General features: G+C 72.2%; 10 protein-coding genes and 1 riboswitch. Of the genes, 6 read left to right on the top strand and 4 right to left on the bottom strand.

What is annotated here, in order from left to right; all coding sequences use genetic code 11:
- Window positions 1-72: 72 nt before the first annotated feature.
- Window positions 73-309 (bottom strand): hypothetical protein, encoded by a 237-nt coding sequence (locus IE318_RS27020; protein ID WP_030171879.1) that lies wholly within the window; start codon window positions 307-309, stop codon window positions 73-75.
- Window positions 310-404: 95 nt separating this feature from the next.
- Complete coding sequence (locus IE318_RS27015) at window positions 405-965, bottom strand: DUF6082 family protein (protein ID WP_189904454.1); 561 nt, start codon at window positions 963-965, stop codon at window positions 405-407.
- 320 nt (window positions 966-1285) lie between these two features.
- Here IE318_RS27015 and IE318_RS27010 point away from each other — a divergent pair, with 320 nt between their 5' ends.
- Entirely contained in the window at window positions 1286-2404 is a 1119-nt protein-coding gene (locus tag IE318_RS27010) for a CobW family GTP-binding protein (RefSeq protein ID WP_189904452.1), read from the top strand.
- On the opposite strand, the gene IE318_RS27005 is transcribed toward IE318_RS27010, so the two are convergent.
- Window positions 2401-4857, bottom strand: coding sequence for a DNA gyrase/topoisomerase IV subunit A (locus IE318_RS27005; protein WP_189904450.1), 2457 nt, complete (start codon window positions 4855-4857; stop codon window positions 2401-2403). The genes IE318_RS27010 and IE318_RS27005 overlap by 4 nt on opposite strands.
- A gap of 1214 nt (window positions 4858-6071) precedes the next feature.
- Between IE318_RS27005 and IE318_RS27000 the strand changes: the two genes are divergently transcribed.
- The 4 genes from IE318_RS27000 to IE318_RS26985 all read left to right on the top strand — a co-directional run bounded on the left by IE318_RS27000 (window position 6072) and on the right by IE318_RS26985 (window position 10845).
- Window positions 6072-7445: a M16 family metallopeptidase gene (locus IE318_RS27000; RefSeq protein WP_189904509.1), complete on the top strand. Its 1374-nt coding sequence runs from the start codon at window positions 6072-6074 to the stop codon at window positions 7443-7445.
- Window positions 7442-8830 carry a M16 family metallopeptidase gene (locus IE318_RS26995; protein ID WP_189904448.1) on the top strand — a complete coding sequence of 463 codons (1389 nt, stop codon included), beginning with the start codon at window positions 7442-7444 and terminating at the stop codon, window positions 8828-8830. Before IE318_RS27000 ends, IE318_RS26995 begins: the two co-directional genes overlap by 4 nt.
- A 223-nt stretch (window positions 8831-9053) precedes the next feature.
- A riboswitch (cyclic di-AMP (ydaO/yuaA leader) is annotated at window positions 9054-9214 on the top strand.
- A 13-nt stretch (window positions 9215-9227) separates the two neighbouring features.
- Window positions 9228-9986 (top strand): M23 family metallopeptidase, encoded by a 759-nt coding sequence (locus IE318_RS26990; protein ID WP_030171863.1) that lies wholly within the window; start codon window positions 9228-9230, stop codon window positions 9984-9986.
- A 199-nt stretch (window positions 9987-10185) separates the two neighbouring features.
- A complete protein-coding gene (locus IE318_RS26985; RefSeq protein WP_189904446.1) occupies window positions 10186-10845 on the top strand; it encodes a GntR family transcriptional regulator in 660 nt (219 codons plus the stop codon).
- A 301-nt stretch (window positions 10846-11146) separates the two neighbouring features.
- Here IE318_RS26985 and IE318_RS26980 read toward each other — a convergent pair whose 3' ends face one another.
- A complete protein-coding gene (locus IE318_RS26980) occupies window positions 11147-11428 on the bottom strand; it encodes an HPr family phosphocarrier protein (RefSeq protein ID WP_030171859.1) in 282 nt (93 codons plus the stop codon).
- Window positions 11429-11616: 188 nt separating this feature from the next.
- On the opposite strand from IE318_RS26980, the gene IE318_RS26975 reads away from it, so the two are divergent.
- On the top strand, window positions 11617-14697 hold the full coding sequence (locus IE318_RS26975; RefSeq protein ID WP_189904444.1) for a bifunctional acetate--CoA ligase family protein/GNAT family N-acetyltransferase: 3081 nt from the start codon (window positions 11617-11619) through the stop codon (window positions 14695-14697).
- Window positions 14698-14719: the final 22 nt, after the last annotated feature.

Genomic DNA, 14719 nt, shown 5'->3' with positions numbered 1-14719 from the left:
GGTGGGCGGTTGCGCGTGCGGCCGGTGCGGGGACGGGACGCCTGTGGGGTGGACGCGGTCTCCCGTGATGGTTCAGGCGTCGGGAATGTCCGCCTTGGCGCGGATCAGCGTCTCCCGGCTGACGACCACGATGCGTTCGTAGTCCGCGCGGGAGGCGTCGGCGGGCAGTTCCCGCTCCAGCGCCTCGGTGGCTTCGGTGCCGATGACGGCGAAGTTTCCGTCGCTCAGCTCGAACAGGTCCGGGCATGTGGAACCTGAGTTACTGCCTCGGGCACTTGGGGGCACACCGATGCGGCGCACGATCTTCAAAGGTACTGGATCCTCACGGGCAAAAAGCTGGGGGATTCTATGGGGAGCACGTTACTGGTGTCGGAGACACACTTGTGGCTGAAGTGGCCAGAAGTTCACTCAGTTGTGTCATCCGGCAGTGTGCCCACCACCCACCACTCGTCCGTGGCGGCCTCGTCGAGTTCCTCGACCAGACCGTCGGCGATACGGCCCAGCCGAGCCTCGTCCGACGACTGGTTCAGCGCGGCCCGCATGTGTCGCGACGCCTCCCAGTACTCCCGGAAGACCGGACTTTGGAAGAACTCCCGCAGTTGGGAGTACCACTCCTTCAGATCGAGATCTCCCGCCCAGTGCAGGTGGAGGAGATGCGTGTACCAGGCGTTGGCGTAGAAGAACTGGCGGCGTTTCTCGGCGGGGATGCTCTTGTCGTACGTGTCGATCACCGTGGCCAGGTACGGGTCGTCGATCGCCCGGGACAGCAGTTCCCAGTGCATGCGTTGCTGATGCGTCCGCGCCTGGCGCTGGGACGTCAGCTCCTCCAGTTCGAGCCGCCGAATCTGCAGACGTTCCGCCTCCAGGCGGTGCCGGCGTGCGGCCACCGTCAGCATGGCGGTGGCGCACAGCAGACCGGCCGCGGCGGAGCTGAACCTCCCCGCGGCATTTTTCTGAATGACCATGTCAACCCCCGTATCAGGCGGCCGTCCGCCGGTCGTCGGGGCTGGGGCGGGTGACGGGGACCGGCGAGCGGTGGGCGGCGCTTGCCGTCTCCCAGGGTGCCGAGCGGCTCTGATCGGCGGGGAGGCGGAGAGGAGGCGCACGGAGGGAAGCGAGGGTCGCACACTCCGGCGCCATGTCCAACGTCTGCCCCGCAAGTGCGGCTAACAATCGTTCACTTCGGCGTGATTCGCGCGGCTCGTATCCTGGGTCGGCATTCAGTTGTCCCAGGTGCACCGCGGCCGTGAGCCGGTGCACGCGTCGGTGTGAGAGAGGTCGCGCGGTGAGCCAGCCGAGCCGGAACCCGGATCCGAACCCGAGTCCGAGCCCGGGCGGGACCGGTGGTCAGATCCCGGTCCTCGTGCTCGCCGGATTCCTCGGTTCCGGGAAGACCACCCTGCTCAACCACCTCCTCCACCACAGTGGCGGCAGCCGTATCGGCGCGATCGTCAACGACTTCGGCGCCATCGAGATCGACGCCATGGCGGTCGCGGGCGCGCTCGGCGACTCCACCGTCTCCCTCGGCAACGGGTGCCTGTGCTGCGCCGTCGACGCAGGAGAGCTCGATCTCTATCTCGACCGGCTCACCCGCCCCGGGGTCGGCATCGACGTGATCGTCATCGAGGCCAGCGGGCTCGCCGAACCCCAGGAACTCGTCCGCATGGTCCTGGCCAGCGAGAACCCCAGGGTCGTCTACGGCGGCCTCGTCGAGGTCGTGGACGCCGCCGAGTTCGACGACACGCGCGCGAGGCATCCCGAGATCGACCGGCATCTGGCGCTCGCGGACCTCGTCGTCGTCAACAAGGCCGACCGGGCCGACGACGCGGAGCGGGTGCTCGCGACCGTACGGTCCCTCGTCGACGGGGCGGCCGTCGTGCCGGCGACCTACGGCCGTGTCGACCCCGAGTTCCTCTTCGAGCGCAGGCCGCACGAGGAGCGCATCGGGCAGCTGTCCTTCGACGATCTGTCGACGGCCGACGAGGACGATCCCCACGGCCGTCACGCCGGGCATCTGCACGCCGACTACGACAGCCTCTCCTTCGTCTCCGACGTGCCGCTCGACCCCCGTCGGCTGATGCGGTTCCTCGACAGCAGGCCCGAGGGGCTCTACCGGATCAAGGGATACGTCGACTTCGGCCCCCACGACCGGCGCAACCGCTACGCCGTGCACGCCGTGGGGCGCTTCCTGCGCTTCTACCCGGAGCGCTGGCCGGCCGGTGAACAGCCCCGCCTCACCCAGCTGGTGCTCATCGGCTCCGGCATCGACGCACCGCTCCTCGGCAAGGAACTGCAGGCGTGCAAGAACGACGCCCCACACGCCGACGAGCACGGCATGTGGGGCGTCCTGCGCTACGTCCGGGAACCCGAGGACGAGCAGGGGAGCGAGGAACCGCCGGTCTAGACCGGTCCGGCCACCGCCGCCACCGTCTTCTTCAGCGACACGCCCGAGCCGTCGCGGCGCGGGTCGATGTCCGGGAGCTCGGCCGGGGTGCCGTTCTTCTGGGCGGCACGGGCCGGGACGGGGCCCGCCCAGGCGAACGACAGGCAGTCCTCGCCCTTCAGGAACCGCTGGCAGCGCACGCCGCCGGTGGCCCGGCCCTTGCGCGGGAACTGGTCGAACGGCGTCACCTTCGCCGTCGTCTGCACGGAGTCGTCCAGCGTTCCGCGGGACCCGGCGACCGTGAAGACCACCGCGTCCGCGGCCGGGTCGACGGCCGTGAACGAGATGACCTTGGCGCCCTCGGTGAGCTTGATGCCCGCCATGCCGCCGGCCGGGCGGCCCTGCGGCCGGACCTGGGCGGCCTGGTAGCGCAGGAGCTGGGCGTCGTCCGTGATGAAGACCAGGTCCTCGTCACCGGTGCGCAGCTCGACGGCGCCGACGATCCGGTCGCCCTCCTTGAGGGTGATCACCTCCAACTCTTCCTTGTTGGAGGGGTAGTCGGGCACCACCCGCTTGACGACACCCTGTTCGGTGCCGAGCGCCAGGCCCGGCGAGGACTCGTCGAGCGTGGTCAGGCAGACCACCGTCTCGTCGTCCTCCAGGGAGACGAACTCCGCGAGCGGCGCGCCGCCGGAGAGGTTCGGCGCCGACTCCGTCTCCGGCAGCTGGGGCAGGTCGATCACGTTCAGGCGGAGCAGACGGCCGTCCGAGGTCACCACGCCCACCTCGCCGCGGGTGGTGGCGGGGACCGCGGAGACGATCACATCGTGCTTGAGCCGCCTGCCTCCCGCCTCGTGCGGGAACGGCTCAGCGCCCGCGGTACGGGCCAGCAGGCCCGTCGAGGACAGCAGCACGCGGCACGGGTCGTCCGCCACCTGCAGCGGCACCGTCGCGGCCGGGACGGCGCCCGCCTCCAGGAGCAGCGTGCGCCGCGGGTTGCCGAACTTCTTGGCGACCGCGGCCAGTTCGGCCGAGACCAGCTTGCGCAGCTCCGCGTCCGACTCCAGGATCCGGGTCAGCTCCTCGATCTCCGCCGTGAGCCTGTTCTTCTCCGCCTCCAGCTCGATGCGGTCGTACTTGGTCAGGCGGCGCAGCGGCGTGTCGAGGATGTACTGGGTCTGCACGTCGCTCAGCGAGAAGCGCTCCATCAGGCGCTGCTTGGCCTGCGCGGAGTTCTCGCTGGAGCGGATCAGGCTGATGACCTCGTCGATGTCCACCAGCGCCGTCAGCAGGCCCTCGACCAGGTGCAGCCGGTCGCGCTTCTTGCCGCGTCGGTACTCGCTGCGGCGCCGTACGACGTCGAAACGGTGGTCGAGGTAGACCTCCAGGAGCTCCTTCAGGCCCAGCGTCAGGGGCTGGCCGTCGACCAGCGCGACGTTGTTGATGCCGAAGGACTCCTCCATCGGCGTCAGCTTGTACAGCTGCTCCAGGACCGCCTCCGGCACGAAGCCGTTCTTGATCTCGATGACCAGGCGCAGTCCGTGCTCGCGGTCGGTGAGGTCCTTGACGTCGGCGATCCCCTGGATCTTCTTGGAGCCGACCAGGTCCTTGATCTTGGCGATCACCTTCTCCGGGCCGACCGTGAACGGCAGCTCGGTGACGACCAGGCCCTTGCGGCGGGCCGTGACGGTCTCCACCGAGACCGTGGCACGGATCCTGAACGTGCCGCGCCCGGTCTCGTAGGCGTCGCGGATCCCGGACAGGCCGACGATCCGGCCGCCGGTGGGCAGGTCGGGGCCCGGGACGTGCTTCATCAGGGCGTCAAGGTCCGCGTTCGGATGCCTGATCAGGTGGCGGGCGGCCGCGATCACCTCGCCGAGGTTGTGCGGCGGCATGTTCGTGGCCATGCCGACGGCGATGCCTGAGGAGCCGTTCACCAGCAGGTTCGGGAACGCGGCGGGCAGGGCCACCGGCTCCTGCTCCTGGCCGTCGTAGTTGGGGGCGAAGTCGACCGTGTCCTCGTCGATCGACTCGGTCATCAGGCTCGTCGCCTCGGCCATACGGCACTCGGTGTACCGCATGGCGGCGGGCGGGTCGTCGTTGCCCAGCGAGCCGAAGTTTCCGTGGCCGTCGACGAGCGGGACACGCATCGAGAAGGGCTGGGCCAGGCGCACCAGGGCGTCGTAGATCGAGGCGTCGCCGTGCGGGTGGAGCTTGCCCATGACCTCGCCGACGACGCGGGCGCACTTCACGTACCCGCGCTCGGGGCGCAGGCCCATCTCGTTCATCTGGTAGACGATGCGGCGGTGCACCGGCTTGAGTCCGTCCCGGGCGTCCGGCAGGGCGCGGGAGTAGATGACCGAGTACGCGTACTCGAGGAAGGAGCCCTGCATCTCGTCGACGACGTCGATGTCGAGGATCCTCTCCTCGTACGGTTCGTCGGGCGGCGGGGTCTTCGTGCTGCGGCGGGCCATCGCTGCCGGCTCCTCCTGAACTCTGATCGCTCGCCTACGGGGCGCTCATGCCGGTCTCGGCGGGGCGACCGCGCTGGGCCCTCCCGGGCCCGTGCGCGCCCGCCCCGTCGACACCGACGCGCCACTTCGGCTCACTCTTGCTGAAGCGTGTGACGGGATCTGACGCGGACCATTGTGGCGCGCCGCACTGACAACCCGGACACGACCCCGCCCCAGCCCACCGACCGGGCACCTCAGCACCCCACCGCCACGCCCGGCGCAAGGGGACCGTGACGATCGAGACGGGGACGCCGCGCGGACCGTAGGCGAGTTCCCCACCACCCGCTTCGACCCGCACCGAGCCGACCACCCGGGCACACCCGATGACCACTCCGGCCCGGCCCGAGCCGCGCCGACCGACCGTGCCGCCGCGCCGACCGACCGTGCCGCCGTGCCGACCGACCGTGCCGCCGTGCCGACCGGCCGCGCCGCCGTGCCGACCGGCGCGCTCGCCCGGCTGCCCGCTCCGGCCCGAGCCTTGCCGACCGTCTGTTCGGCCCGTCTCGGCTGTCGGCCTCGGCCTACGCTCCGCCGTCCGCCCGCGCTCCGCGTCCGGCCGTCCGGTCCGCCAAGCCTCGGCGTCCAGCCGTCCGCAAGGCCTCTCCGCCGTCCGCCACGGCTCGCCCCGCCGACCGTGCCCGGCCCGGCCCGAGCCGCGCCGACCAGCTGTGCCCGGCCCGGCCCGAGCCGCGCCGACCGGCGTGCCTGCCCCGCCGACCCAGGCTCCGGCGGTCCCGGCCGCGCTCGGGGCGGGTCCACGCCTCGGCCCCTGGTGGCACCCGCCCGACGCCTCGGTGGGCCGCCGCCCCGCGTCCCGTGCGGCCCACGCCCTCACCCCGGCGGTCCGCGCTCAAGGCCCCGGCGTGCCGCGATCAATGCTCCCGGCGGCCACCCGCCCGACGCCCCCGCATCTCCTCCCGACCCGCCCCCGACACATCACCCGAGGCCCCGGCCCGCACCTCCACCCGAGGCCCCTCGCACCTCCTCGACGGACGCCGTCGCCGTCCCCGCCCGGAGGCCGTTTCGGCCAGGCATTCGCTTTCTTTCGTTCTCGCTCTCGGCGTACGGGGTTCGGGAACTTCGCCAGGGGTCCGTGCGCTTGCATACAGTGGCAGGACCGGCAGGAGAAGGGCGGTTTGCGGACCGCCACCGCGATCGAAGGGACGTACATGCCCATGGGTCACACGGCCACAGCCGAGGCAGGCTCCGGCGGCCTGACAGCGACCGAGCACCGCCTGGCCAACGGTCTGCGCGTGGTGCTCTCCGAGGACCACCTGACCCCGGTCGCGGCGGTGTGCCTCTGGTACGACGTCGGCTCCCGCCACGAGGTCAAGGGACGCACCGGACTGGCTCACCTTTTCGAGCACCTGATGTTCCAGGGCTCCGGCCAGGTGAAGGGGAACGGTCACTTCGAGCTGGTGCAGGGCGCCGGCGGCTCGCTCAACGGCACCACCAGCTTCGAGCGCACCAACTACTTCGAGACCATGCCCGCCCACCAGCTGGAGCTCGCCCTCTGGCTGGAGGCCGACCGCATGGGCTCCCTGCTCGCCGCCCTCGACGACGAGTCGATGGAGAACCAGCGGGACGTCGTGAAGAACGAGCGCCGGCAGAGGTACGACAACGTCCCCTACGGCACCGCCTTCGAGAAGCTGACCGCCCTCGCCTACCCGGAGGGCCACCCGTACCACCACACGCCCATCGGTTCCATGGCGGACCTGGACGCGGCCACCCTGGAGGACGCCCGCGCGTTCTTCCGCACGTACTACGCCCCCAACAACGCCGTCCTCTCGGTCGTCGGCGACATCGACCCGCAGCAGACGCTGGCCTGGATCGAGAAGTACTTCGGCTCCATCCCGTCCCACGACGGCAAGCCCGCACCCCGCGACGGCTCGCTGCCCGAGACCATCGGCGACCAGCTGCGCGAGGTGATCGAGGAGGAGGTCCCGGCGCGCGCCCTGATGGCCGCCTACCGGCTCCCGCACGACGGCACGCGCGCGTGCGACGCGGCCGACCTCGCCCTGACCATCCTGGGCGGCGGCGAGTCCTCCCGCCTCTACAACCGCCTGGTGCGCCGCGACCGTACCGCCGTCGCGGCCGGGTTCGGCCTGCTGCGGCTGGCCGGGGCGCCCTCCCTGGGCTGGCTGGACGTGAAGACCTCCGGCGACGTCGAGGTCCCGGTCATCGAGACCGCCATCGACGAGGAGCTCGCCCGGTTCGCCGAGGAGGGGCCCACGGCCGAGGAGATGGAGCGTGCCCAGGCCCAGCTGGAGCGCGAGTGGCTGGACCGGCTCGGCACTGTCGCCGGCCGCGCGGACGAGCTGTGCCGGTACGCGGTCCTCTTCGGCGACCCGCAGCTCGCCCTGACCGCCGTCAAGCGCGTCCTGGAGGTTACGCCCGAGGAGGTCCAGGAGGTCGCCAAGGCGCGCCTGCGTCCCGACAACCGCGCGGTGCTCGTCTACGAGCCGACCACCGCCGACACTTCCGAAGCAGGCGACGCCAAGGACGCGGACGCCGCGGCCACCGACGACACCGAGGAGGCGGCGAAGTGACCGAGCTCGCCACGATGGACTTCCACCCCCAGCCCAAGGCGGGCGAGGCCAAGCCGTGGGCGTTCCCGGCGCCCGAGCGCGACACGCTGGACAACGGCATGACCGTCCTGCGCTGCCACCGCCCCGGCCAGCAGGTCGTCGCCGTCGAGGTGCTGCTGGACGCCCCGCTGGACGCCGAGCCGGCCGGCCTGGACGGTGTCGCCACGATCATGGCTCGGGCCTTCTCCGAGGGCACCGACAAGCACTCCGCGGAGGAGTTCGCCGCCGAGCTGGAGCGTGCCGGCGCCACCCTCGACACGCACGCCGACCACCCCGGCGTACGGCTGAGCCTGGAGGTCCCGGCCTCCCGCCTGGCCAAGGGACTCGGCCTGCTCGCCGACGCCCTCAGGGCGCCCGCGTTCGCCGACTCCGAGGTCGAGCGGCTGGTGCGCAACCGGCTCGACGAGATCCCGCACGAGCTGGCGAACCCCTCCCGTCGCGCCGCCATGGAGCTCTCCAAGGAGCTGTTCCCGGCCACCGCGCGCATGTCGCGCCCGCGCCAGGGCACCGAGGACACCGTCCGCGGCATCGACGCGGCGGCCGTACGTGCCTTCTACGACCGGCACGTCCGCCCCTCCACGGCCACCGCCGTGGTCGTCGGCGACCTCACCGGCATCGACCTCGACGAGCTGCTCGGCGAGACCCTGGGCGCCTGGACCGGCTCGTCGGCCAAGCCGCGGCCCGTGCCGGCGGTGCGCGCCGACGACACCGGCCGCGTGGTCATCGTGGACCGCCCCGGCGCCGTCCAGACCCAGCTGCTCATCGGCCGCATCGGCGCCGACCGGCACGACCGCGTGTGGCCCTCCCAGGTGCTCGGCACCTACTGCCTCGGCGGCACCCTCACCTCCCGCCTGGACCGTGTCCTGCGCGAGGAGAAGGGCTACACCTACGGTGTGCGGGCGTTCGGCCAGGTGCTGCGCTCGGCCCCCGACGGCTCGGGCGCCGCGATGCTCGCGATCAGCGGCTCGGTCGACACGCCGAACACCGGCCCGGCGCTCGACGACCTCTTCACGGTGCTGCGCAAGCTCGCCGCCGAGGGTCTCACCGACGCCGAGCGGGACGTCGCCGTGCAGAACCTCGTCGGTGTGGCGCCGCTCAAGTACGAGACGGCCGCCGCCGTGGCGAGCACGCTGGCCGACCAGGTCGAGCAGCACCTGCCCGACGACTACCAGGCGACGCTCTATCAGCAGCTCGCCGCCACCGGCACGGTGGAGGCCACCGCGGCGGTCGTCAGCGCCTTCCCGGTGGACCGGCTGGTGACGATCCTCGTCGGTGACGCCGCGCAGATCAAGGAGCCCGTGGAGGCCCTGGGCATCGGCCAGGTGAGCGTCGTCGCGGCCGAGTAGCGGCCCTCGGGGACACCGTCCGGCAGCGGACGCGGGCACGCGCGCGTGGGGCCCTGGTGACCGAAGCGTCACCAGGGCCCCACGATGTCCGAATTGGGAGAGAGGTTGCCTGTCTGCCCTGTGGCATGCGCTACAAAAGTCCGGATCCGTTTGGGAATTGACAGCGCCCCCCTCTAGCGTCGGTCCGGCTGTTCGTCGGGCAGTGCGCCGCACCCGCGGCACCGGACAGCCATCGCCGAGTCCCCGTACGGCGCGAGCCAGGGGAGCCGGGGACCCACCAGTCCCTGGGGTGAATCGGACACCCGCGCGCGCAGCGAGGGGTCCGTAGGAGACCTTCCTGCTCCGAACCCGTCAGCTAACCCGGTAGGCGAGAAGGAAGGAAAGGACCAGCCTCTACATGGCGTTCACGCGCGCCACCGGGAAGCATCGCCGCCCCAGCCGGATGCACCGCACCACCGCCCGCGCGGTGGGTGCCGCGGCGCTCACCACCACCGGAGTCCTCGGCACTCTCGCCGCCGCACCGGCCCTGGCCGCCGAGGCTCCCGCTCCCGAGGAGACCGGCCTGACCCCGGTCATCACCATCGGCGACAGCGTCGCCCAGAAGATCGACGCCCAGGCCGCCGCCCAGCGGCAGGCCGCCGAGCAGAAGAAGGCCGAGGAGGCCGCGCGCCAGAAGGCCGCCGAGCTGGCGAAGAAGGAGCGCGAGGCCAAGGAGCGCGCCGCCCGCGAGGCCGAGCGCAAGCGCCTCAACGCCTTCGTGCCCCCGATCTCCGGCTCGTACGTCTCCACCGGCTACCGGACCGGCGGCTCCCTGTGGTCCTCCGGCTCCCACACCGGAATCGACTTCCACGCCGCGAGCGGCACCGCCGTGCACGCCGTCGGCGTCGGCACCGTCGTGCAGACCGGCTGGGGCGGGGCGTACGGCAACCAGATCGTGATCAGGATGGCCGACGGCATGTACACCCAGTACGGCCACCTGTCGTCCATCGGCGTCTCGGTGGGCCAGAAGGTCGTCCCGGGCCAGCAGATAGGCCTGTCCGGCGCGACCGGCAACGTCACCGGACCGCACCTCCACTTCGAGGCCCGCACCAGCCCGGACTACGGCTCCGACATCGACCCGGTCGCCTACCTCCGCAAGCACGGTGTGAACGTCTGAGCGACTCGCGCAGCCCTGACCGAAAGCCCCGGCCGCTGAAGCCGGGGCTTTCGGCGTTCCGGGCGCGGCGCTGGCCAAAAAATATCCATGGATTCCGGCCCGCCGTCGGAAATTCCCGTTCACTGGAATAGAGTCACGGAACGGGCGTCCGGCGTGGCGCACAACGGGGATTCCGGCGGGATTCAGGCGGAGGTCGGTCATGCGTATTCCGGCGCACTCGGTATGCACGGCGATCCGGGACGACATCGTCGCCGGAATCCATGAGCGCGGCAGCCGGCTCACCGAGGAGGTCCTCGCCCGCCGCTACGGCGTCTCGCGGGTCCCCGTGCGCGAGGCCCTGCGCACCCTGGAGGCCGAGGGCTTCGTGGTGACCCGGCGGCACGCCGGGGCGTGCGTGGCGGAGCCCACCGAGCAGGAGGCCGCCGACCTGCTGGAGATGCGGCTGCTGCTGGAACCGCTGGCCGCCTCCCGGGCCGCCCAGCGTCGCACGGAGGCTCATCTGAAGGTGCTGCGCGGCCTGGTCCGGCTGGGGCAGGAGCGGGCCGTGAGCGGCGGCAGCGAGGAGTTGCGGTCCCTGGGGAGCTGGTTCCACGAGACGCTCACCCAGGCCTGCGGCAGCCCGGCGCTCACCGCCATGCTGACCCAGCTGCGGCACAAGATCGCCTGGATGTACTCGGTGCCGGTCCCGGCCGACCCCGTGGAGTCCTGGGCCGAGCACGGTGCCATCGCCGACGCGGTGGCGCGCGGCGACGGCGAGCGCGCGCGGGCGCTGACCGCCCTGCACGCCGAGCGTGCGACCGCCGCCCACCGTGTGAGGACTTCGCAACGTCCCGTAAACACATCGGGTGCACGGAATTAACGCGGCGGCCGTATACAAAGAGGGGAATTCTGCGTGGGGTGTATTCGTGCTGCCCTTTTTGGCGGACGGCTTTCCAGCCCGTCGGAATTTCGTTCGGTGCGTTGTGCGGTCGATCCTCTGAGCCGATCCCTGAGTCGATCCCTGAATCGGTCCGCTGAGCCGATCTCCTGAGCCGATCCCCGGAGTCGATTCTCTGGGCAGGCCCGCTGGGAGAGGACCCGGAAAGAGCGAAGCCGCGCCGCCCGGCCCGGGCGACGCGGCTTCGGTGCTCGAGACGCGACGTTAGCGCTCGATCGGACCGTCAGACCGTCTCGGGAAGCTCCTCGAGTCCCTCGGAGACCAGCTTGGCCAGCCGGTCCAGGGCGGCGTCCGCGCCCTCGGCGTCGGAGGCCAGGACGACCTCCTCGCCGCCCTGGGCGCCGAGGCCGAGGACGGCCAGCATGGAGGCGGCGTTGACGGGGGTGCCGTCGGCCTTGGCGATCGTCACGGGGACACCTGCGGCCGTGGCGGCCCGGACGAAGATGGAAGCGGGGCGGGCGTGGAGGCCCTCGGCCCAGCCGACGTTGACGCGGCGCTCAGCCATGTGATGCTGCCCTTCGGTGTATCAGGGTTGTCTAGACCAGTTTCCCACACGTGGAGCACGCCCGGAGCGGCACGGTGTGCCGTCCCCGAATGCGTCGGACCGCGGCCTCGATCCGATGGGTGTCCTCGCGCGGTTCCTCCACAGACTGCCTCGCGCCGTTGTCGGACGCTAGCCGTACTCTGGGCCCCATGCAGACCTCGTCGGACCGGCATGAGTATCCCGCCCACTGGGAGGCCGACGTGGTGCTGCGCGACGGCGGCACCGCACGGATCCGCCCCATCACCGCCCAGGACGCCGACCGCTTGGTCAGCTTCTACGAGCAGGTCTCGGACGAGTCCAAGTACTACCGCTTCTTCGCGCCCTATCCGCGTCTGTCCGCGAAGGACGTCCACCGCTTCACGCACCACGACTTTGTGGACAGGGTGGGACTCGCGGCCACGATCGGCGGCGAGTTCATCGCCACCGTACGCTATGACCGCGTCGGCGCCGGTGGAATGCCCGCCTCCGCACCCGCGGACGAGGCAGAGGTCGCCTTCCTGGTGCAGGACGCCCACCAGGGCCGAGGTGTCGCCTCCGCCCTCCTGGAACACATCGCGGCCGTCGCCCGCGAGCGCGGCATCCGCCGCTTCACCGCCGAGGTGCTGCCCGCCAACACCAAGATGATCAAGGTGTTCACCGACGCCGGGTACACCCAGAAGCGCAGCTTCGAGGACGGCGTCGTACACCTGGAGTTCGGCATCGAGCCCACGGACCGCTCGCTCGCCGTACAGCGCGCGCGGGAACAGCGCGCCGAGGGACGGTCGGTACGCCGCCTGCTGGTGCCCGGCTCGGTGGCCGTCGTCGGGGTGGGCCGCACCCGCGGGGGCGTGGGCCGCAGCGTCCTCGACCACATCCGCGAGGCGGGGTTCACCGGCCGGCTGCACGCCGTGAACCGTGCCTTCGGCGAGGACCGGCAGGAGATCGACGGGGTGCCCGCCCACCGCTCGGTGCGTGAGATCGAAGGCCCCGTGGACCTCGCGGTCGTGGCCGTACCGGCCGAGCAGGTCCCCGAAGTCGTCACCGAGTGCGGCGAGCACGGTGTGCAGGGGCTCGTCGTGATCTCCGCGGGATACGCCGAGAGTGGCCCCGAGGGGCGCGAGCGCCAGCGCGCACTCGTGCGGCACGCGCGCGCGTACGGCATGCGGATCATCGGGCCCAACGCCTTCGGGGTCATCAACACCTCGCCGGACGTCCGGCTGAACGCCTCCCTCGCCCCCGAGATGCCACGCCCCGGCCGCATCGGGATGTTCGCGCAGTCCGGGGCGATCGGCATCGCGCTGCTGTCCCGGCTCCACCGGCGCGGCGGCGGCGTGACCGGCGTCACGGGAGTGTCGACCTTCGTCTCGTCCGGCAACCGGGCGGACGTCTCCGGCAACGATGTCCTGCAGTACTGGTACGACGACCCGCACACCGACGTCGCCCTGATGTACCTGGAGTCCATCGGCAACCCGCGCAAGTTCACCCGGCTCGCCCGGCGCACGGCGGCGGCGAAGCCACTGGTCGTGGTGCAGGGCCCGGGATCGGCACCCCAGGGGCACACCGTACGGGCGACGCGGCTGCCGCACGCGACGGTCTCGGCCCTGCTGCGGCAGGCGGGCGTGATCCGCGTGGACACCATCACGGAACTGGTGGACACGGGGCTGCTGCTCGCCCGCCAGCCGCTCCCTCCCGGCCCACGGGTGGCGATCCTGGGCAACTCCGAGTCGCTGGGCGTACTGACGTACGACCGCTGTCTCGCCGAGGGGCTGCGCCCGCAGCCGCCGCAGGACCTGACGACGGCGGCGTCCGCGGAGGACTTCCGGTCGGCGCTGTCGCGTGCGCTCGAGGACGAGACGACCGACGCGGTGGTCGTGACCGCGATACCGGCGGTGGGGGAGGGTGCCGCCGAGGACGCGGCCCTCGCCGAGGCCCTTCGCTCGGCCGCGGAGGCGGCGCCCGGCAAGCCGGTCCTGGTCGTCCACGTCGAACTCGGCGGCCTCGCGGAAGCCCTCTCGGCGGCGGCCAGCACGGGCCCGCAGGCCGGCGCGCCCGGCACGACCCCGCAGCCCGGCACGAGCGCGGAGCCCGGGACCGCGCCCCGGCCCAGCACAACCACCCAGCCCGGGAGCGCGTTCCAGCCCGACCCGGGTCGGCGGCCCGGCACGGAACCGTGGTTCGGTTCGGCCCCCCTGGACCACCTGGACCCCGAGACCTGCACGGGACCGAAAGCAGGCACGCACCCGCAGCCGAGTCCGGGACCCCGGAGCATGCCCCCGGCGACGGCAGCCGGACCCACGCCCGCCGCCACATCGGCGACCCCGCCCTCCGGCGGCCGCTCCGCCACGACCTCGGCGGCGGAGCCCGGCCCCGCGCGCCCTGGAGCGCGCTCCCTCCTCATCCCCGCCTACCCCGCCGCCGAGCGCGCCGTCCGGGCCCTCGCCGAGGCCGTCAGGTACGGCCAGTGGCGCCGGGAGGCCGTCGACCCGGGCAAGGTGCCCGAGTACGAGGACATCGACGAGAAGGGCGCCGCCGCCCTCATCGACGGCCTGCTCGCGCGCGGGCAGGGCCTCACGCTCGGCACCGAGGAGACCTGCGAGCTGCTCGGCCGCTACGGCATCCACGTCCGCCGGGCCTTCCCCGCGCCCACCCCAGACAGCGCCGCCGAGGCCGCCCGCGCCCTCGGCTACCCCGTCGCCCTGAAGGCCACCGCCCCGCACCTGCGCCACCGCGCTGACCTCGGCGGCGTCCGGCTGGACCTGGCCGACGAGGAGCAACTGCGCAGGGCCTACGCCGAGTTGACCGAGCTGTTCGGGAAGCCGGAGGAGCTGCGTCCGGTGGTGCAGACGATGGCGCCCCGGGGCGTCGACACCGTCGTACGAGCGGTCATCGATCCGGCGGCCGGCGCGGTGCTCTCCTTCGGGCTCGCCGGAGCCGCCTCCCAGCTGCTCGACGACATGGCGCACCGGCTGGTCCCGGTCACCGACCGCGAGGCCACCTCCATGATCCGGTCCATCCGGACGGCCCCCCTGCTGTTCGGCTGGCGCGGTTCCGCGCCGGTGGACACACCGGCCCTGGCAGAGCTGCTGCTGCGCGTGTCGCGGCTGGTCGACGACCACCCGGAGGTCGTCGCGGTCACCCTGGAGCCGGTCGTCGTCGCCCCGCGCGGGGCGAGCGTCCTCGGCGCGAGCGTGCGCCTCGCGCCGCCGCCCGCCCGCGGCGACCTGGGCCCGCGCACGCTCCCGGCGTACTGAGCGGGATTCGCGGTACGGAGCC

Origin of the sequence: Streptomyces spiralis, assembly GCF_014654675.1 — a bacterium.
Taxonomy (GTDB): Bacteria; Actinomycetota; Actinomycetes; order Streptomycetales; family Streptomycetaceae; genus Streptomyces; species Streptomyces spiralis.
Note: the sequence above shows the minus strand (reverse complement) of the source record. Positions and strands in the feature narration are given on the sequence as shown.